The organism is Streptomyces sp. TS71-3, from assembly GCF_018327685.1.
Classification (GTDB): Bacteria; Actinomycetota; Actinomycetes; order Streptomycetales; family Streptomycetaceae; genus Streptomyces.
The window spans coordinates 1,883,051-1,902,387 of sequence record NZ_BNEL01000001.1 but is presented as its reverse complement, the minus strand read 5'-3'; the positions used below and the strand labels follow the sequence as shown (position 1 = coordinate 1,902,387).

General features: G+C 66.7%; 13 protein-coding genes. 8 read left to right on the top strand and 5 right to left on the bottom strand.

Annotated elements, in window-relative coordinates; all coding sequences use genetic code 11:
* Positions 1-1,177: 1,177 nt before the first annotated feature.
* Genes Sm713_RS07815 through Sm713_RS07805 form a run of 3 tightly spaced genes read left to right on the top strand, consistent with a single transcriptional unit; the run spans position 1,178 to position 3,352 of the window.
* Positions 1,178-1,483, top strand: coding sequence for a hypothetical protein (locus Sm713_RS07815; protein WP_212908917.1), 306 nt, complete (start codon positions 1,178-1,180; stop codon positions 1,481-1,483).
* A gap of 25 nt (positions 1,484-1,508) precedes the next feature.
* Positions 1,509-2,801, top strand: a complete 1,293-nt coding sequence (locus tag Sm713_RS07810; protein WP_212908916.1) for a putative T7SS-secreted protein — start codon at positions 1,509-1,511, stop codon at positions 2,799-2,801.
* 35 nt (positions 2,802-2,836) lie between these two features.
* A complete protein-coding gene (locus tag Sm713_RS07805; protein ID WP_212908915.1) occupies positions 2,837-3,352 on the top strand; it encodes a hypothetical protein in 516 nt (171 codons plus the stop codon).
* A gap of 341 nt (positions 3,353-3,693) precedes the next feature.
* Here the strand turns inward: Sm713_RS07805 and Sm713_RS07800 are convergent, their stop codons facing one another.
* Positions 3,694-4,410: a hypothetical protein gene (locus tag Sm713_RS07800; RefSeq protein WP_212908914.1), complete on the bottom strand. Its 717-nt coding sequence runs from the start codon at positions 4,408-4,410 to the stop codon at positions 3,694-3,696.
* A 313-nt stretch (positions 4,411-4,723) separates the two neighbouring features.
* Here Sm713_RS07800 and Sm713_RS07795 point away from each other — a divergent pair, with 313 nt between their 5' ends.
* Positions 4,724-5,077 carry a DUF4333 domain-containing protein gene (locus Sm713_RS07795; protein WP_212908913.1) on the top strand — a complete coding sequence of 118 codons (354 nt, stop codon included), beginning with the start codon at positions 4,724-4,726 and terminating at the stop codon, positions 5,075-5,077.
* A 438-nt stretch (positions 5,078-5,515) separates the two neighbouring features.
* On the opposite strand, the gene Sm713_RS07790 is transcribed toward Sm713_RS07795, so the two are convergent.
* A complete protein-coding gene (locus Sm713_RS07790) occupies positions 5,516-6,568 on the bottom strand; it encodes a CBS domain-containing protein (RefSeq protein WP_212908912.1) in 1,053 nt (350 codons plus the stop codon).
* A 7-nt stretch (positions 6,569-6,575) separates the two neighbouring features.
* Positions 6,576-8,384: a DUF262 domain-containing protein gene (locus Sm713_RS07785; protein ID WP_212908911.1), complete on the bottom strand. Its 1,809-nt coding sequence runs from the start codon at positions 8,382-8,384 to the stop codon at positions 6,576-6,578.
* Positions 8,385-8,692: 308 nt separating this feature from the next.
* Between Sm713_RS07785 and pglW the strand changes: the two genes are divergently transcribed.
* Both pglW and pglX read left to right on the top strand, forming a co-directional pair.
* Positions 8,693-13,537 (top strand): BREX system serine/threonine kinase PglW, encoded by a 4,845-nt coding sequence (gene pglW / locus Sm713_RS07780; protein WP_212908910.1) that lies wholly within the window; start codon positions 8,693-8,695, stop codon positions 13,535-13,537.
* Positions 13,534-17,184, top strand: coding sequence for a BREX-2 system adenine-specific DNA-methyltransferase PglX (gene pglX / locus Sm713_RS07775; protein WP_212908909.1), 3,651 nt, complete (start codon positions 13,534-13,536; stop codon positions 17,182-17,184). Before pglW ends, pglX begins: the two co-directional genes overlap by 4 nt.
* A gap of 91 nt (positions 17,185-17,275) precedes the next feature.
* On the opposite strand, the gene Sm713_RS07770 is transcribed toward pglX, so the two are convergent.
* Positions 17,276-17,476, bottom strand: coding sequence for a DUF397 domain-containing protein (locus tag Sm713_RS07770; RefSeq protein ID WP_212908908.1), 201 nt, complete (start codon positions 17,474-17,476; stop codon positions 17,276-17,278).
* Complete coding sequence (locus Sm713_RS07765; protein ID WP_212908907.1) at positions 17,458-18,300, bottom strand: helix-turn-helix transcriptional regulator; 843 nt, start codon at positions 18,298-18,300, stop codon at positions 17,458-17,460. The genes Sm713_RS07770 and Sm713_RS07765 overlap by 19 nt, the downstream gene beginning before the upstream one ends.
* Positions 18,301-18,612: 312 nt before the next feature.
* Between Sm713_RS07765 and Sm713_RS07760 the strand changes: the two genes are divergently transcribed.
* On the top strand, positions 18,613-18,912 hold the full coding sequence (locus Sm713_RS07760; RefSeq protein WP_212908906.1) for a hypothetical protein: 300 nt from the start codon (positions 18,613-18,615) through the stop codon (positions 18,910-18,912).
* Positions 18,909-19,286: a hypothetical protein gene (locus Sm713_RS40200; RefSeq protein ID WP_249416667.1), complete on the top strand. Its 378-nt coding sequence runs from the start codon at positions 18,909-18,911 to the stop codon at positions 19,284-19,286. The genes Sm713_RS07760 and Sm713_RS40200 overlap by 4 nt, the downstream gene beginning before the upstream one ends.
* Positions 19,287-19,337 lie beyond the last annotated feature (51 nt).

Sequence of the window (19,337 nt, the reverse complement as noted above, 5' to 3'; positions counted from 1 at the left end):
CCACCGTTTCACCCAGAACCAGAAAGCAGGAATGACAGTCGAGGTCGCATGGCTGTTGATCCGACTCAGTAAGAATCCGGCAGAAATCGGATACATACTTACACACCGTAAGTTGCACATCGAAGAAAGTTCGGGTCTTGACCTCGATGACTGGTCCCTGTTACCAGAAAAAGAGAAAAGACGGCGCCGCATCTGGCTTAGGAAACACGGTGGGTCCCCTTTTCAGCAGCTTGGCATCAGTGGACGAGTCCTATCAGAGGTAGGCCTTCACGTGACGGACTGGGGTCACCCTCCTGGCGACCAAAAAGCGTCGATTCCATGATCCTCCCTGGCATGCAGCCCTTCCTACCTGGACGGCAGAAGAGGAGCCGACGCACGGACAGGTGATCACTCTCATCCAGGATCTGAAACCGCCCGTGAGGCTCGCCCTGCGAACCCTGACGGTCATGTACGCGCCTATGGGGATTCGAACAGAGGCCAAGGGCGCTAGCACCGCGGCTCGCCCAAGCGGCGCTGTCCGACACACCTCCGACACATGCCGCAGGATCCGAAGACTCATCGCGGACTCCACCGCAGGTCAAGGGAACTGGAAGGCCATTGTTGGCACAATCACTCCGGAGCCGTGTGCGCAGGTTCGAATCCTGCCGGGGGCACCCGCAGCAAGGGACTGGTTACGCCGATTATGCGGCGTTTGTCCGTCCCGGGTGCCGAGATCGGGTGCAAGCACTTCGGTGCGGGCGCCCGATTTCTCATTCTTCTGTTTCCGCGTTTTTCTCGTTGGGGCCGGCGCAGCCTGAGCCCGCGAATCGGGGAGGCGCTGCCCTGGCGCTTTAAAATCGCGAACGGCTCACGCGCCCCGCCTCCCCACCCCAGCCGGCGATGCGACCCGGCGAATCACCCCTTCCCGCTCTCGAATGAGCCATTTTGAAGAATCCGGCCCGAGCATCGGGCCTTCGCCATGCCCACAAGCCAACGTGCCGACCGGCCTGCCAGTAACCGAAATCACCAGGCGACCGCCGTCAGCACAATTCAGCCACCCAAGCGAAACAAGGAGGTCAGTCGCAGACTGGCTGATGTCTTGAAGAGGCGATACGAACGCAGTCTGTGGCACTTGAGGTGTTAACGTACGCCGATTCGGCGCCCAGGCGTGCCTGCAACACGTAGAGGGGGATCTTCCGTGTCACACGACCTTGGAGTAGGTCCAGGTGCCCTGAAGAGAGGCGGGACAGAAATTCTGGAAATCCTCAAACCCGTCAAGAAGGTGGACCTGAGCGGTCCGGGCGGATATGCCACATCAATCGGGGACGACGATGCAGCCGCGGCGTTGGTGTCTTTCTGCGCGACGTGGGAGTCGGGTTCCGCCTTCCTCGCCAACTGTGCGGCGACCTTGGCGCAGGGTCTTGGCAAGGCCAGTGGCGACTACGAGGACACGGACGAGGCCATCCGTCAGTCGGTGAAGTCGGTCAAGACCGTTCTGAGCTAGAGGCAGGGACTACACAACCGCAGACATGGGAAACACACTCGGGTCGACGAATGACCCAAAGAGCCTCATCCCGGGAGATGTCGGCAAGCTTGACGACCTCGAAGACGCCCTCAACAAGTGGTCGAGCAAGTTCGACGGCATTGGAAACGGCCTGCGAGACATGCGCATCAAGGGCTGGGTCGGTCAGGCCAGTGACGTTTTCTGGCCAACGTTGTCCGAGGAGAAGAAGAACTGGTACTTCGCGAGCGACGCGATGTCCGGGGCCGCCAAGGCGGTCAAGTCGTATGCCTCCACACTGAGCTGGGCTCAGGGGCAGGCCGGGGCGGCGATCGACACGTGGAACGGCGGGGACCACGAGGGAGCAGAACACCTGCTGAGCACCGCACGCAAGCAGCTAAAGCAGGAAGCCCAGACACTGGCCAAGAGGCTCAACGATCTTGCTGGGAGCGCCTCGGACAGCCCCGACTGGCTCGTGGCGACCAGGAGCGGAGTGGATGCCAAGAAATGGGCCAGCGACCACAATGTCGCCAAGAGCGCCATTTCTCCAACAGCATGGGCCAAGGAGAACGCGAAGTGGATGACTGACGCGGACAGCCACTGGCGCCGCAGGCAAAAGGAGTTCGGCAAGGACGCCGACGGCAACTGGTACCTCCGGAACAAGCCAGGCGAGTCCGACGACTTGGCCACCCCCGGCAAGAAGACCGATGTGAACATCAAGCTTGCCGAGTGGTCGGGGAACGCCAGCGCCTGGTCGGCCGGTGTCTCTGGCGAGAAGGTGGTGGACGGCGTCACGTTGAAGGGCGCGGCGGGCCTCGCGACACTCGGAGTGGACGGGTCTGTGGGTGCCGGCGTCACGAACGGACGAGTGCAGGCCGGTGCTTCGGGAACCGCATACCTGGCGCAGGCATCCGCGAACGGCAGTGTGAACTACGGCATGATCGGAGCCCAGAGCGAGGTCAAGGCCTTTGCAGGGGCCGACACCTCGGCGGTGGTATCCGCCGGCAAGGACGGACTGCACGCCGGTGCGGGGGCATTCGCCGGAGGCAAGGTCACCGGGGCAGCCTCCGCTGACGTAGGCGGCCTGGGCGCGGGTGTGAACGGTGAGGCGTGGGCGGGTGCGGGCGCAGAGGCCAATGTCGATCTGGGTATGCAGGGTGGCAAGTTCACCATCGGCGGAGAAGCCGGGGCCGGCCTGGGCCTCGGCGGCAAGGTCGGCGTCAACATCAGCATCGATCCCGGGAAGATGATCGACTCGCTCGATGACGCGGCCGACGCTGTGGGCGGCGCCTGGGACCACACGGTCGGCAGCTGGCTCTAGCCTGGCTCGACGTTCACTGGAAGGTGTGATCCGCCATGACGGGCACGTTGCCGATCAAGATTTCCTTTTCGCTGCCGGACGGCTGGCAGGCGGCGCCGCCGGACGAGGTGGGAGCGCCCGACGTCGCTTTCGTCGCACTCCATCCCGCCTCCATCGACGGCGGTTTCACCGCAAACATCACCGTCTCCGGGAAGATGCGCAACGACGGCGCCACCATGTCGCAGATCGCCGACGAGTCCGTACCCAGGATGGAGCAGGCAGGAGCCGTACGGATCGTCAAGAAATCTGATGTGGGTACGCCGGACATCCCGGGCCTGACGGATTCCCCGGGGGTGGTTCAGAATCTCGTTCTCTCCACCACCCTGCGGGGAGAGCCCGTAGAGCTGTGCCAGAGCCAGGTGTACCTCGGCATGGAGGATGTCAAGAATCCGGCACAGCGTGCCGTGATCGAGCTCGTCCTCACCGCGAAGCCGAATCAACTCGACCATGTTGTGGGAGACTTCCAGACATTCCTCAGGACCGTGCGCCCGGCTGACAAACCCCCGGCCTAGTGTCTCGTCATCCCAGCCGTCCACTTCGCATCGATACGGACGAGTTCCTCCCCTTCACCCGGATGAGCGGACCTTACCGAGGAACGCACTGACGATGGAGGTTCAGGTGAATGGTTGGGTATTCACGATCCGGAGTCGATGTGGCCGCGGATCTGCCGTGCGCGACCCGGTCGCGAACCTCCGACCTCCTTGCCGGGCTGCGGGCTGGCCACCTCCCTCGCGAAGACCGGGGAAGCGCACGGCAGCATGGCTCCAGCGCCCCTCGCCGAGCGGAGTGGCCCCGTTGAACGGCGCGTCCACGCCCCGGTGCACCCGCCGGGCCAGGAGGCAGTCGACCTCACTCAGGCGGCGGTCCACGCTTGCGCAGGAATCCGGTCGAGCACATCGCAGAGGTAGTTCAACTGTTCTTCGAGGGCCCGCGGAGACAGGGTGCCCGTGTACCACGTGAACAACTCGTCGTTGCGCAGTTGAAGCGGGGACTCCTTGGCTCGTGGGTCCGAGAGCAGGAATGACACCATGGAGTCGGTCAGGACGTTTCGGACCCAGGTGTCATCATCGGTGACAATTCGAAACATGTCATCGAATTCGGTTATGCCGAGCCGCATGCTGGCCCTCCGGTCGAGCAGCACGTTCAGCCTGCTCGGTCGGAGAATCTCCATGGACGGCCCGGAACCCGGTGCGGAGACCATGAAAACGGCCTCGATGACGGGCCGTTTACGATCTGCGGCAAGATTGGCCGAATTGGGATTGTTGTAGCGATGCTCGAAGCACACGAAGGTGCGGCCACGAAACTCGCCCGTAATGTGGTGCCAGGCGCTCAGGTTCGACCCGCTGCCAGGCATGGGGCCCACACCGCAGTACTGAGTTGCCATCCCTCGCGCACGTTGCTCATATGTCCAGCCACGCTCGGTGGCGACCCGTGCGAGCTCAGACCACTCCTCCCGGATTCGTGCGTCCTCCTTGCGTCCGCGCACGAACACCCGGATGACGAGGGTGAACATCCCCACGACGAAAGCGATCAAGAGCACCTTCACCAAGACACCTACCAATTGCTCCATGACCGTGATTATTGCGGACGCCATGTGCTGCCGTGAACCAAGGGTTCTCCGGCGTTCGGGACGGCAGGGGAGATCATGGTCCGCCGGAGGAGCACCTGTGCCCCGTCTGCGGCCCGCCCGTGGAGCAGACCGGCTCGGGGCTGGTGCGGCTCACCCGTAGTGGAGATTGTTTGGTGATGAGGAGAAGAGCCTCTGGTTGAAGATGAAACGCGCAGTATATGAGGGCCGTTCACACCATATCCTGAGTTGGCCGCAGGACAAGCCTGTGCTTCTGGCTCCCTGTTTCTCCGAATACCAGGAATGGAAACCACCGATGATCAAGTCCCGCCTGTCCGCAGCAACATGGGGCCTCGCGGCCGTGGCCACCGGCGCGCTGCTCGCCGGCTGCTCAGTCTCGGCCAGCGTGGGAAAGCCCGCCCCCAAGGTGTCCAAGGCAAAGCTGGCCGATACGGTCTCCGAGCGGCTCGCGGCCACGACGGGTCAGGCCAAGCCGCACATCACCTGCCCCGAGAACCTGGTCGGGAAGAAGGGCAACAGCACTCGTTGCACACTCACGGCGTCCGATGGCAGCACCCTCGGTGTGACAGTCACCGTTTCCTCTGTCGACGGAGACAACATCAAGTTCGACATCAAGGCCGACGACACGCCCTCGCCCGCCGCGGGCTGACACGGGGTTCGCTGTCGCCGTCGCCGCGCCGACGACCGTCATGGGGACCTTTCCGGCAAGAGGTCGCCAGTCGCCGTGATCGTGACGTCGGTGGTGCGGCTGCCGTTGGCCTCTTCGGCACCGAGCGGGTGTGAGGGCTTCCGGGGCGGTTCTTGCAGAGGACCCGCCAGGAGTCGGCCCTCGCCCCCGAAGGTGAGCACATGCCGGCGCTTTCCTGTATCTCGCGCCCCGCCGGCTCGGCCGTAGTGAGGGCCCTTCCGCTTCGGTCTCCCGCCAGGCTGCGCCGCACCTGCCCAGGCCCCGCCCAGGCCCCCGTAGGGTGCGGCCGATAGCCGCCCGCGCCGGCCCACGGATTCCAGGGCCGGACCGGGTAGGCCTCTGGCGCGCTCCAGGTACGCGAGGTCCGGGTGCGTAGTGCGCCTCGCATCGCAGCCGTAGTCAGGTCAGCTGGCGCAGCAGACCGACGAACTGGCGCAGTTCCTCGCTGCGCTGGGGTGAGAGAGGTACCGGATCGAAGTGCGCGATCTGGTTACGGATGCTGCGCACTCGGTCGAGCTGGTGCACGAACTGGACGCGGTTGACGCCGGTCCAGCCAAGTGCCTGCCAGTTCTGGTCGGCGGCAGCGCACAGCGCCTCTTTGCGGTGTCCGCGTCTGGTGCGCTGGTCGCCGTCGAGAAGCATCACGTACTGGCCGAACATGACGTCCGCGATATCCCCTGTTCTCCTGTCGTCCTGCTGTACGGCCCGAATCGCGTCCCCGTTGAGTTTCGCGCCAAGACACTTACGGAGCCGGAACTCGATTTCGCCGATCACGAAGAAGGGCCATGCCGTGACGTCGAAGCGTTCCGTGATGTCCGTGGCCGTCACGATGCCGCTGATGCGGGCGTTGTTCGCTCTCACCAACACATACCCGTGCGCACAGATGGTCGGGAGCACGGAGAAGAAGTCATCGTGGGCGTGGACGACCGGGGGATCCTCGACCAGGGCATTGGCCAGCGTGACGTCGTCACCCGTCGCGTACATCTTCGCCACCGAGCGCCACGTGACGACACCGGTCACCGTGTAACGGTCTTCCATCACCGGAACCTGCGAGAAGTTCCTGGTGTGCATGATGTACGTCGCCTCGGTCAGGTCCGCGGTGGCGTTGACCGAGTCGACACCGGCGTGAGCACACGGCAGGTCACCGATCCTGAACGACTGCTGAGGCAGGGAGCCGGGCAGCAGCCCTGCCTCGTCCTCCTGTTCCTCGTCCGTACCTGCGGTGTGGTCGACCCCGGCAGTGTCCAGGGGCACGATGTGGATCTCGGACTGCGTGCCGCAGGTAGCGAAGTACGGCAGGGTCGAGAGAGCGACGTCTTTCAAGGCCCGCTCGATGTGCAGAATCGCCTGGTCGTTCCGGAACCGGACGCCGAAGTGGCCCAGCAAGTCCATGAGAGGTATCCGCCGGCCTTTCAACGCCAGCAGTTCCTCCTCGGGAGGTGTGACGAGCACAGACGTCTCACCCGGCCTTCGCGTCGCGGAAGACGGTGCGCTTGCCCATGGCGGACACCACGAGTTCCAGGAGTTGTTTCGATCGGTTCGCGTAGAAGCGCTCAAAGTCGCCCGCGTGCAGCAGGGGCGAGTCGATGAGGTGGGTCGCGACGACGTCGTCGAACCACTCCGCACGCATGCCCGATTCCAGCGCGAGTGTCTTGAGGTAGCCGGCGGGAGATCCGGTCATGCTCTTGCTGGCCCGTAGGGACAGCGGCGTCTTGTTGACGATCGAGTTCGCTCGCGCGCTGTAGGCGGGATGGTTCCTGTCGACCCATGTCTTCGGAAAGATCTGCCGTACGTCCACGCTGTATTCGGCGAGCCGTGCGGCGTTCAGGGGCGCCTCGGCGAAGTACCAGTCGACGGCACCCTGCTTGACCAGGAGCGCGTAGACGCCCTTGTAGGCGGCGCTGTTGCGCGTGGTGAGGGTGTCGAGCCGGTCGTCCAGGAAGGCCGCCTCCGCGATGGTGTCCGGAACCACCTCCGTGCTGCCCCCGAGGCGTTCGACGAGTTGCTCCACGTCCCGTGTGAAGCGGCTCTCCGTCGAGCCGCCGTACATCTCACCGAGCACACCGCACCAGTACCACTGGGTGAGCAGTTCGTCGGCCAGCTCGGTGTCGGTCCTGTCCCCCAGGATGGTCCGGACGGCCGCGAGGGGGACAAGCTGCGTGCGGTACGGCAGGTCAGGTGCACGCACGATGCACTGCCGCTCCAGGAAGGCTCCCACCCACTCGAACGCCTCCGCCACCTGCGGGGCGAGCTGGCGGAAGTCCGCGAGGGGCAACTCCAGCAGGTCGCGTCGCTTGCAGGAGACCGCGGCGCGAGGTTCTTCCCGCTTGCGCTGCCAGGTACGAACAAGGGCGACCGCCTGGAGGAAGTCGCTGCTGCTCAGCCCGTCCTCGACACCGGCTTCCATGCGGCCGAAAACAGAGTATGACGAGCACAGTGCCTTCTTGATGTCCCACCAGACGTCGGGCAACTTGTAGTAGTCGCCCTCCTCGGCCACATGCTCCTGATTGCCGGCATAAGTGGCCGTCAGCAGTTCGAAGACGTTCAGCGGCACACCGCCCGTGTTCACGCGTTCGAACACGGCGCACACCGCGTCCATGGTCGTGGTGGCCGCCAGCTTGATCATCGGTACCTGGAATGACTGCATGCGGCTGAGCACATGCATCTGGAACCGGCCCCACCTGCCCCAGTTCTCGTTGTCGACCTTCACGAACTCCTGGTGCCATGCGTTCACAAGTTCGGTGTCGAAGACGAAGTGCAGCGGGAAGTACCCGGCCGCGCATTCTCCCTCGATCGTGGTGAGATCGACGACCTCCCTGCGGTTGAAGCCCGTCTTCAGGATCCGGTCCTCCGACACCGAGACGATCGCGTCATCGCGCTCGGCGGGCGGACCGATGGCCTTGTTGATGTCGACGTAGTACCACCGCTTCAGTTCCCTGCCCCGGGCATCCACCGTCTCCACCGGGTGATCTCTGTGCAGGGCCTGGAAGAGCGAGGTCAGACGCTGCTGTCCGTCCAGCAGCAGCAGGTCGGGCGGCCGCTCGCCCACGTCCTCGGCGCCCTTCAACGGCCGTGTCCTGAACGGGGACGAGCCGTTGATCTGCAGCGCCATCACGACGCCAAGCGGGTAGTCGAGGGTCACGGTCGCGATGAGGGCCCTGATCCGCTCGTCGTCCCACTTCCACTCGCGCTGGAAATCGGGGAGCTGTAAGGCGCCGGAGGCCACATCCGCCAGGGCATCGCTGAGTTTCAGACTGTCGAGTGCCACGTTTGTCTTTCCGTCTTGTGCTGAACGGTGCGCCACCACCCCCTTCTCGGTGGTGAACGTGCCATTGCACCAACGGCATTCGCGGCAGTCAAGGTCGTTTTACGGCCATCCATCGCAGCACCTGTAGCGAGCACAGCGGCTGCTCACACGGCAGCTCAGATAACACCTCCGCCACATCGGCACCCGTAGTGTGGCAGCCCGTTAGGATTGCCCTCCGTTCCTTTCCGGTTCGTCTTCACGGCGGCAGGCACGCGGCACGCGGGGCGGAATTCGTCGGGGCACGGGGTTTTCGGGGAGGGGTAAAGCGCATGCGGGACGGTCGGTGGACCACGGTCACCGAGTCCGAGTTCGACCACGAGCGTCGTGGCCTCGAAGCCATCCGCGCGCAGTTACCCGACACCGAGCCGTGGCGGGCCTGGTCGAACTTCACCTTCACGGCGCCCTCCGGTCACGTCCGCGAGGTCGACCTGCTCGTCGTGGGGCGCAGCGGTGTCTTCCTCGTCGAGTTGAAGGAGTGGCACGGCTCGGTCACCAGCGAGATGGGCACCTGGGTGCAGACGACCCCCGGTGGCCGCCGCGTCTCGCACGGCAATCCGCTGCACCTGGCCAACAAGAAGGCCAAGGAGCTGGCCGGGCTGCTCCGGCAGCAGATGACGGGCCCACAGCACGGGCAGGGCGTGTGGGTCGGCGAGGCCGTCTGCTTCACCAATCCCTCGATGCGGTTCCGGCTGCCGCCCCACGAGCAGGGGGGCGTGCACACCGTCGCCGGACTGGCCGAGATGCTGAATCGCCCGCCCCAGGACGAGCGGCACCGCATCGACGCGCCGCGCTCCCGCGCGATCGAGACCGCCCTGAAGGGCATCGGTATCCGCCGCAGCGACGCCGCGTACAAGGTGGGCCCGTACCTGCTGGAGCGGAAGGCCCTGGACACCGGCCCGACCTGGTCCGACTACCTGGCCCGGCACGAGGAGCTGCCGGAGCGGGCTCGGATCCGCGTCTACGTCCCCGAGCGCGGCTCGGACGCGTCCCTGCGGGAGTCCGTCGAGCGTGCCGCACGCCGCGAGGCCGCGATACTCCAGCGTTTCCGGCACCCCGGCGTCGTCCGGCTCAAGACGTACGACGGCTCCGGGCACTCCGCCGGCCCCGCCCTGGTCTTCGAGTACCGCCCGGGGACACTGCGCCTCGACGAGTACCTGCTCCAGTACGGCGACAAGCTGGACATCCTCTCCCGCATGGCACTGGTCCGGCAACTCGCCGAGACGCTGCGGTCCGCCCACTCCAGCCGGATCCACCACCGGGCGCTCGCGGCCCGCTCGGTGCACGTCATCCCGCGCCACCACGGCGCGGCGGGCGAGGAGGCGGCCTGGCTCACACCGCGCTTGGAGATCTCCGACTGGCAGGTCGGCGCGCAGCGCGGTAACGGCTCCACGCCAGGCGGCACCCGCCTGGCACCGACGACACTCTCGCTCAAGCACCTGTCCGAGACGTCCGACCCGTATCTCGCGCCCGAGTTGACGGCACTCAACCCAGACCCTGTCTTCCTGGACGTGTACGGCTTAGGCGTGCTCACCTACCTGCTGGCCACCGGACAGCCCCCGGCGGCGAGCCAGGCCGAACTCCGGGCGCGCCTGGAGGCCGGCGAGGGGCTGCGGCCCAGTGCCGTGGTGGACGGTCTTTCGGAGGACATCGACGAGTTGGTGCAGGCCGCCACGGCCTACCGGCCAGGACAGCGGCTCTCCACCGTGGACGAGTTCCTGGAGATGCTGGAGCTGGTCGAGGACGGCCTCACCGCTCCCGCCGCGCCGTCCGCCACCACCGCGCCCGAGACACCGGAGAAGGACCCGCTGGACGCGGTCCCGGGGGACTTGCTGGCCGGTCGCTGGGAGGTCCGCCGCCGCCTGGGCACGGGCTCCACCAGCCGCGCCTTCCTGGTGCGCGACCTGGAGGCCGAGGCCCGCAAGACGCGTCCGCTGGCCGTGCTGAAGGTGGCCCTGTCAGACAGCCGGGGCTCGATCCTGGTGAGCGAGGCCGAGGTGATGCGCCGGCTGCGCCCCGACTCCCGGATCATCCGCCTCGTCGAACAGGAGCCCCTGCGCATCGGCCCACGGACGGTGCTCGCCCTGGAGTACGTGGGCGACGAGCGGGACGAGCCCGCCGACGGGGCCGCTTCCTCCGGGTCCGCCGGGCGAGTCCGCCGCCGCGAGGAGACGGTGGCCCGCCAGCTCCGCGAGGTGGGCCGGCTGCCCGTCGACCAGTTGGAGGCGTACGGCGACTACCTGTTCGGCGCGGTCGACTTCCTGGAGGGCGAGAGCGTCTGGCACCGCGACATCAAGCCGGACAACATCGCCATCCGGATCCGCCCGAACCGCACCCGTGAGCTGGTCCTCATCGACTTCTCGCTGGCCGGCTACCCCGCGAGGAACCACGAGGCGGGCACGGAGGGCTATCTGGACCCGTTCATCGGCACCCTGACCCGCACCGCGTACGACTCGCACGCCGAGCGGTACGCCGTGGCGGTGACGCTGTACGAGATGGCGTCGGGCGAGCTGCCCCGGTGGGGCGACGGATCGGTGCTGCCGCGGACCACCAAGCCGAAGGACTTCCCGCATCCGACCATAGCCGCCGATGCCTTCGACGCCGCCATCCGCGACGGCCTGGTCGGCTTCTTCCAGAAGGCTCTGCACCGGGATGCCTCGGAGCGCTTCCCCGAGCTGAAGCCGATGCGGGACGCCTGGAGGAAGATCTTCCTCGACGCCTCGCAGGCGGCGCCGTCCACTCACCGCAGCCGCCACCCGGAGACGGCCGCGGAGGACGGCCGGGCAACGCTGGGCGAGGCCGAGCCGCTCACCGCCGAGCAGCAGCGCGAGGAACTGGCCAGGCAGGTCACCCGGGACACGCACCTGTCGGCCGCCGGACTCACCCCGCCCGCCGAGTCCTTCCTGTACGGCCTGAACCTGACCACCGTCGGCCAGTTGCTGGACTACAGCCGCCGCAAGCTGCTCAACGCCCCCGGTCTGGGCGCGAAAACCCGCCGTGAAGTGCAGCAGCGCCAGCGGCAGTGGGGTGAGCTGCTGCGCGAGGCACCCGTCTCACCGCTTACCCCGCAGGGCCGTGCGGAGGCCAAGGAGGAGCTGGCGCAGCTCACCGCCGCCGAGTCCGCCGTCCTCGGCATCCTCGCCACCAAGGGCACGCTCTCCGAGACGTCCCTGCGCACGCTCAGCCTGGACACCCTCGCGACGTTCTTCGTGCCGGAGCTGAACAACAACCGCTCCAACCACAACAAGGTGGAGATGGTCCGGCTCCTGCTGCGGTTACCCGACGAGCACGGCGAGCTGCCGCCCATCGGTGTCTGGCCCAAGCAGAAGGACGTCGCCGACGTGGTCGGCCTGTCCGCCGGGCGCATCCCGCAGATCCTCAAGGAGGAGCGCAAGCGCTGGCAGCGGCAACCGGCAGTGCGGGCCCTGCGCAAGGAGGTCATGGACCTGCTCGTGGACCTGGGCCGGGTCGCCCCCGTCGCCGAGGTCGCCGACGCGCTGGTGGTGCGCCGCGGCACCCAGCTCCCCGGCCGTGACCAGCGCCGCGCCCTGGCGCTGGCGGCGGTGCGCGCGGTGGTGGAGGTCGAGCAACTCGACCCGGAGGCGGCCGAGTTCCAGCACCAGGCCAACCGCAGGGCGACCGAGGAGTCCCTGGGCGCGGGCATGCTCGCCCTGGACGTCCGGCAGGACGACGCCCCCGACACCCCGACCGCGCCGGCCCTGCTCCAATATGCGACGCGGCTGGGCAGGACGGCCGATCGGCTGGCCCGCCTGGAGACCCTGCCCACCGCCGCCACCGTCCTCACCGAGCTGGGCGCGCTGAGCCCGCCGCCCGGCGCCATCGAGTGGGACGAACGCCGCCTGGTGGAGCTGGCCGCCGCGGCCTCGCAGAACGCGGCGGCCACCCCCCGCCTGGAGATCTACCCGCGCGACCTGCCGCTGGTCCGCGCGCTGCGGCTCACCCAGGCCGGTCTGGTGCCGCTGATCCCCGGCGTCCCGGAGGAGCAGCAGCCGGGCCTGCGCGCGGAGGACGTCCACGAGCGGGTGCGGGCCCGCTTCCCCGAGCTGGTCGTCGACAACGGCCGCGGCGGCGCCACCCACGAGTTGCCCACCGGGGCCAGGCTCACCAAGGCCCTGCGGGACGCCGGTTTCGACCTGCGGCTCGCCACCCGGGAGCCCGTCAAGACGCTGCGTTACCTCCCGACTCGCCTGGACAGCGATTCCAGCTACCTGACGACCGGTGCCATGCGCCGCGCCACCGCCCTGTCCGCGCACGTCACCCGGTACGCGGATGACCCGCGGATCGCGTCCGCCGCCCGCGCCGAGGACCGCCTGCTGGCCTCGGCCGGGGCGGACGGCTACCGCGTGCTGACGGTGCATCGCGACCAGACCCGGGAGGCGGTACGGGAACTCTCGTCCGCCCGGATCGGGGCCCATGAAGTGTCGGCCACCGTTCTCTTCCTCGAAGCCCTGCACGCCCTGGTGCCGCCCGGCACCAAGCCGACCTGGGAGACGCTCCTCAAGGCGGACGCGGCCGAGCCCGGTTCGCGCGGGGCGCTGAAGTTCGCAGAGTACGCGCGGACCGCTTGGGGGGCGGTGGAGCCTCGGGTGCGGGGGTTGTTGGGGGACGGCGAGGTGAGCGCCGGCGGCGCGGCTTCGGCGCGCACGGGCGCGCCGGGCTCGGGTCCGGGGGGCGCGGGGCCGTCGCGCTCGGGGCCGCTGCTGCTCACGGAGGCGGGGGTGTTCGCACGGTACGACGCGATGGGCGTCCTGGACCGGCTCGCCGAGGCGGCCCGGTACGGCGGACGCGGTCTGTGGCTGCTGGTTCCGGGGGCCGACCCAGCGCGCGAGCCGAAGCTCGGGGCGGTCGCGGTGGCGTACCAGGCCGGTCTCGGGGAGTGGATCAGCCTTCCCGACGCGTGGGTGGAGAACGCGCATCGGGCGGGGGCGGGGGCGGCGGGCGGCACGGCGGGTTCGACTGGTTCTGCGGGTTCGGCCGCTTCTGCGGGTCCGGCTTCTTCTGCGGGTTCCGCGGGTTCCTCCGCAGGTTCTACGAGTACGAACACGAGTACGACGAGTTCCGGGCAGTCCGGACGTTCCGAGGGAGACGGCGAGTGATCGACCGGGCGGCGCTGTTGGACGACCTGAAGAAGCGGCTCAGGGCGGTCGAGGCGGACCTGGGCAGGCAGGTGAAGGCCGTCTCCGAGGTGGGCGTGGAGCTGCGCACCGAGTACGACCGGGCGCGCGAGCTGGGTCGCACGGCGGCGACGTGGAACGCCTGGCTGGACGAGCGCGTCACCCAGGTGGCGGTGGCGTGGGTGCTGGGCACGGTCTTCGTCCGCTTCTGCGAGGACAACCGCCTAGTTCCGGAGCCATACATCACGGCTCCCGAGCCTGACCGCCGGGACGTGGCTCTTGTGCGTTACGAGGCGTACGTCGAGCGGGACGACGACCCGACGTACCGCGGCTGGCTGCTGCTCGCCTTCGCCGAACTGGGCTCCGGCCAGGCCGGCCGCCTCCTCTTCGACCAGCGCCACAACCCGCTGTACCAGATCCCCCTGTCACACGACGGCGCGCGCGAACTGATCGACTTCTGGCGGGAACGGGACGGGGAGGGTTTCCTGATCCACGACTTCACCGACCCGCTGGAGGAGGACGGCGACGGTACGGAGGGCTGGGACACTCGCTTCCTGGGTGACCTGTACCAGGACCTCAGCGAGGCGGCCCGTAAGACCTACGCGCTGCTCCAGACCCCGGAGTTCGTGGAGGAGTTCATCCTCGACCGCGCGATGAACCCGGCGGTGCGAGAGTTCGGCTACGAGGGTCTGCTGATGATCGACCCGACGTGCGGGTCCGGCCACTTCGTCCTGGGTGCCTTCCGGCGGCTGGTGAGGCTGTGGGGCGACGGCCAGCCCGGACGTGACCTGCACGAGCGGGTGCGGTCGGCACTGGACTCGGTGCACGGTGTGGACGTCAACCCGTTCGCGGTGGCCATCGCGCGGTTCCGGCTGCTGATGGCGGCCATGGCGGCGGCGGGGGTACGGACGTTGGCGGAGGCCAACCGGTATGAGTGGCCACTGCACTTGGCGGTGGGCGATTCGTTGATCAAGGCGCGGCAGACGGAGATAGGGATACGGGGGACGAAGGGGCAGGGAGCCCTGGAGTTCACGACGGATGAGACGGATGAGCTGGCGGAGTTCTCGTACGCGACGGAGGATTTGCGCAAGCATCCGGGCATTCTGACGCCGGGGCGGTATCACGTGGTGGTGGGGAATCCGCCGTATATTCAGGTTGCGGATTCTAGCCTAAACCGATCATACAGGGATCTCTACGACGCCTGCGCAGGCACGTACGCCCTGTCAGTTCCGTTCGCCCAGCGATTCTTCGAACTGGCCAGGAACGGAAGCCCGGACGGCCGCGGCTACGGCATGGTCGGACAGATCACGGCGAACTCCTTCATGAAGCGGGAGTTCGGCACGAAGCTGATCGAGAGCTACTTCCGCGACCGGGTGGAGCTGACGGAGGTCATCGACACGTCCGGTGCCTACATTCCCGGCCACGGTACGCCGACGGTCATCCTCGTAGGAAAGCGTCGGGAGGGCAGCGGGCGATCGGCGACTATTCGCACAGTGAGGAGTGTACAGGGGGAGCCTGCGACACCGGAGCAAGCGCAAGACGGGCTGGTCTGGCGAGCCATTTTGGAACAGATCGATGATCCGGGGTCGGCTAGCCAGTGGGTGTCGGTGGACGACTTGGAAAGGGGGCGCTATTTTGGCAAACAGCCTTGGATCCTGACTGATGGCGGACTTGAGATGGTTGAGCAGATTGGCTCTATGTCGCCTACATCACTCGGGCGGATGGTAGCTAGCATCGGACGAACAACCTCAACGGGAGCCGACGATATATTCTTTCTTCCCGACGTACAGACAGCACACCGACTAAGGGTCGCCGAACAGGTACGCTGCCTGGCCGTCGGAGACGGAGTACGCAATTACGCGTTCCAGGCCCTTACCCCTGTAATAAACCCCTATAGCGACAGAAACAACATTGACCTCAGCGATGAGCACACCTATGCCATCACTAACGTCCTATGGCGCGATCGCACCCGCCTACGCCAGCGCAAGATTTTCGGAAAGACACTGGACGAAAACCATCGATCCTGGTATGTGCATTTGGAGAATTATAGCAGCAAGCTCGGAACTAGCCTAGGGATCGCATTTAGCTTTGTTGCTACGCACAATCATTTCACACTCGACCGAAAGGGCCTCCTCTTCAATCGAAGTGCACCCGTAATAAAGCTGAAGGAGGAGACACGCGAGGAGGCGCACCTAAAACTTCTTGGCCTACTAAACAGCTCCACCGCAGGGTTTTGGCTTCGCCAGATGAGTCAGGGAAAAGGTGGAAGTGGACTAGGATGCGGCATTCAAAGTGAGGCCTGGGAAGAGCGCTACGAGTTTAGCGGATCAAAGCTTGAGGAATTTCCTCTCCCCTCCGACTATCCGCTCCCTTTCGCTGCAAAGCTCGACGCCCTCGCTCAACAATTAATCGATGTAGCTCCTGCCACAGTCGCCGCTCAATCACTCCCAACCGTCCCTGCGTTGCGTGAGGCTCAGACTAGTTGGCACGCTGGACGCTCCCGAATGATCGCCCTACAAGAGGAACTCGACTGGCAGGTCTACTCTATCTACGAACTATTCCCTGAAGATCTGCGGGTTTCTGAGGATTCAGACGATTCCAATATCCCGGAGATTAACCTCGGCGAGCGAGCCTTCGAGATTGTGCTCGCCCGGAAGATCGCCGCCGGAGAAGCCAGCGACCAGTGGTTCAAGCGGCATGGGTCGACGCCGATTACGGAGATACCTGAGCACTGGCCTGCGCCGTACCGGGAGGTCGTGCAGAAGCGGATCGATGCCATCGAATCTACTCGCGCGATCGGGATGATCGAGCGGCCGGAGTACAAGCGGCGGTGGGCCACTGAGGGATGGGACTCGCTTCAGGAGAAGGCGTTGCGGAGGTGGTTGCTCGATCGGATCGAGAATCGGGAGCACTGGTTTGATGAGAACGGGATGCCGTGCATCGTCACGTTGTCTCGGCTCACGGATGTGCTTTCGCGTGACGATGACTTTGTGTCCGTTGCCAGGATTTACGCCCCGCGTAAGGAATTGCCCGCCGTCGTCGCCGAGTTGGTGAGCGACGAGCATGTGCCGTTCCTTGCCGCGTTGCGGTACAAGCCGTCCGGGATGAAGAAGCGGGCGGACTGGGAACACGTCTGGGACGAGCAGCGGAAGGAGGACGCCGCCCCTGACGAGGCGATGAAGCGGAAGATCCGGGACTCCATCCCCGTGCCTCCGAAGTACACCTCCGCCGACTTCCTGCGTGCCTCCTACTGGAAGGCGCGCGGCAAGTTGGACGTGCCCAAAGAACGGTTCGTCTCGTACGGGCAGACCAACGCCGCCACGCCCAACCTGTACGGCTGGGCCGGGTGGGACCACCAAGAGCAGGCCTACGCCCTGTTCGCGTACATCGCCTCGCACGAGTCGATGAGCGCCGAGGAGCTGACGCCGTTCCTCACGGGTCTGCTGGAGCTTCAGCCCTGGCTGGACCAGTGGCACGACGACTTCGACCCCACGTTCAGCGGTTCCCCGGCCGCCTACTTCCGCGGTGAGCGGCAGTTGGAGCAGGGCAAGCACGGCCTGACGGACGACGGCCTGCGGGCCTGGCGTCCGGCGGCCCCATCTCGGGGTCGCCGTCCTGCCAAGAAGTGACCTGGCCCGGTTCTCACTTCGGTGCCCCCGCGATCAGTTGATCTCGGGGGCACCTTTTCGTAAGGGCAGGAGATAAATGCTGCTCAGACAGTCAGTTGCTGCCCTTGATCCCGGAAACGAAGGCCGTCCAATTCTCGACCGGAAACATAAGGACCGGGCCGTGCGGCTTCTTGCTGTCTCGGACGGGCACGGCGCCGGGGAAGTCGTCGGAAACTTCCACGCACGCGCCACCGTCCTGGTTGCTGTAGCTGCTCTTGCGCCAGGTGGCGGCACTCAGGTTGACGGATCGCACGATGTTTCCTCCAACATCCGCAGGATGAACTTCCGCGACTCAGCCGGAGAGAGTGCCAGGTCGCGCAAGGCATCGTAAGCCCGTTGGAGGCGTAGGACCGGGGCTGGTTCCTCAATCAGTTGTCCCTCATACCCGCCTTCCGTGTACACCACAGTGCTTGCGTCGGACAGTTGGACGTACCAGACGTCGATCCCCATGAGCCCGTGTAATCCGGCGCTCTGCAAGAGCACGTGAACGCTTACATTGGGCCGCTTCGCCACCTCCGCCAGATGCTCCACCTGCCCCCGCCACTCCCCCGCATCCCGCAACGGTGTCTGCAGCACCGCCTCCGACAGGATCGTGCGGAACGGTGGGGCGTCGGGGCCCTCCAGGAGTTCCCGGCGGCTCATGCGGGCGTCGACCTGCTGTTCCAGTTCGGCGTCCTTGAGGCCGCCCGCCGCCAGGACCTCCCGTGCGTACCAGGGAGTCTGGAGCAGACCGGGCAGCACGCTGACCGCGAAGTGCCACAGGCTCACCGCCTCCGCCTCCAGAGCCATGTAGCGGCGATAGCGCTCGCGGAACTGGGTGTGGTCGCCGGCCGCCAGCTCCCACAGGGCGAGCAGCGCTCCCCCCGTGCCGTAGTACTGGTCGAGTGCCTGGACGACCTCCGGGCCGCCCAGGGTCTCGCCCTTCTCCATCTTGCCGAACAGCGACCAGTCCCAGCCCAGCCGCTCACCGAGCTGGCGCAGGCTGACGCCCTTCGCCGCCCGCAGGGCGCGCACCTCCTCGGCGAAGCGCCTGCGTGGCTCCTGGCTGCGGCCCGTGACGGCCCTTCTCTGCGGCATAGTGCTGCTCCCCCTTCGTCGGCGTCCGTTTCATCGGTGTCGCCTCGTCGGTCAGCCTTCCGGGCGGACGCCTGTCTCGCAGTCGGCCCGCTCGGTGCCGCGCGTCCGTGCTGCGCGGAAATCCGGTCGGCGTGCGTGGCAGGTGTGGAACTTCGGTCGCGCGGCGGGGAACCGGCCCCCGTAGTTGCCGCGTCGGGCCTCGCCCAGGCCACATGCTCGTCCCAGCCCTCACCACGCAACGTAATCCAGCGATCTGGTCCAGTCACCGGAAGTACTACTAAAGAGTGACATGATAGGAAAGGACACCCCACCGTGAGCGTCGACCGCCACCGCCACCCGTCCGTACGACGCAAGGCGCAGGAAGCACTGCGGGCCCGGGACGCCCTCGCCGCCGCCCTCACCAAGGCAGGCATCCAGCTCCCCGCCATGGACGTCCGCACTCCCTGGAACGACGAGCTGGACGAGCCCCCGGCCGACGCGCACGAACAGAACGCCCCCTGCCATCCCGCCCCGTACGCCCTCATCCACCTCGGCGTGTGCTCCGCCCCCGTGGCGCACGATCTGGCCGAGGTGATCGAGAGGGGCGCCGCCGCACGAGGAGCCGAGCGGTGACCGGCGACCCCCTCACGACCGCCGAGACCGTCACCAGCGGCGAACCCAGGACGACCAGCGAACCGCCACCACCCGGCGAACCGCCACCGACCGACGACCCGCCACCGACCAATGCCCCCGCACCCGCACCCACACCCACCGACGCCGCGCCCATCCCCGGCGGAACCCCCGTCCGCGACACCGCACGCAACCGGATCGGCGTCGTCATGGACCACCAGGGCCCTTACTTCCAGCTCCGTCCGCTCGACGGCGGCCGGGAGTGGGACGCCGCACCGGAGGACGTGCGTCCCGTCGGCCCGGGGGAGGTGCTGCGCGCCCGGGTGGCCGACGCCAACCAGCGCAGCCGCCGCGGGCGGAACGGGGCCCCGGAGTAGCGAAGTAGCCCGGTAGAAGCATCGCCACCAGCACGCCACCCGCGCAGAGGC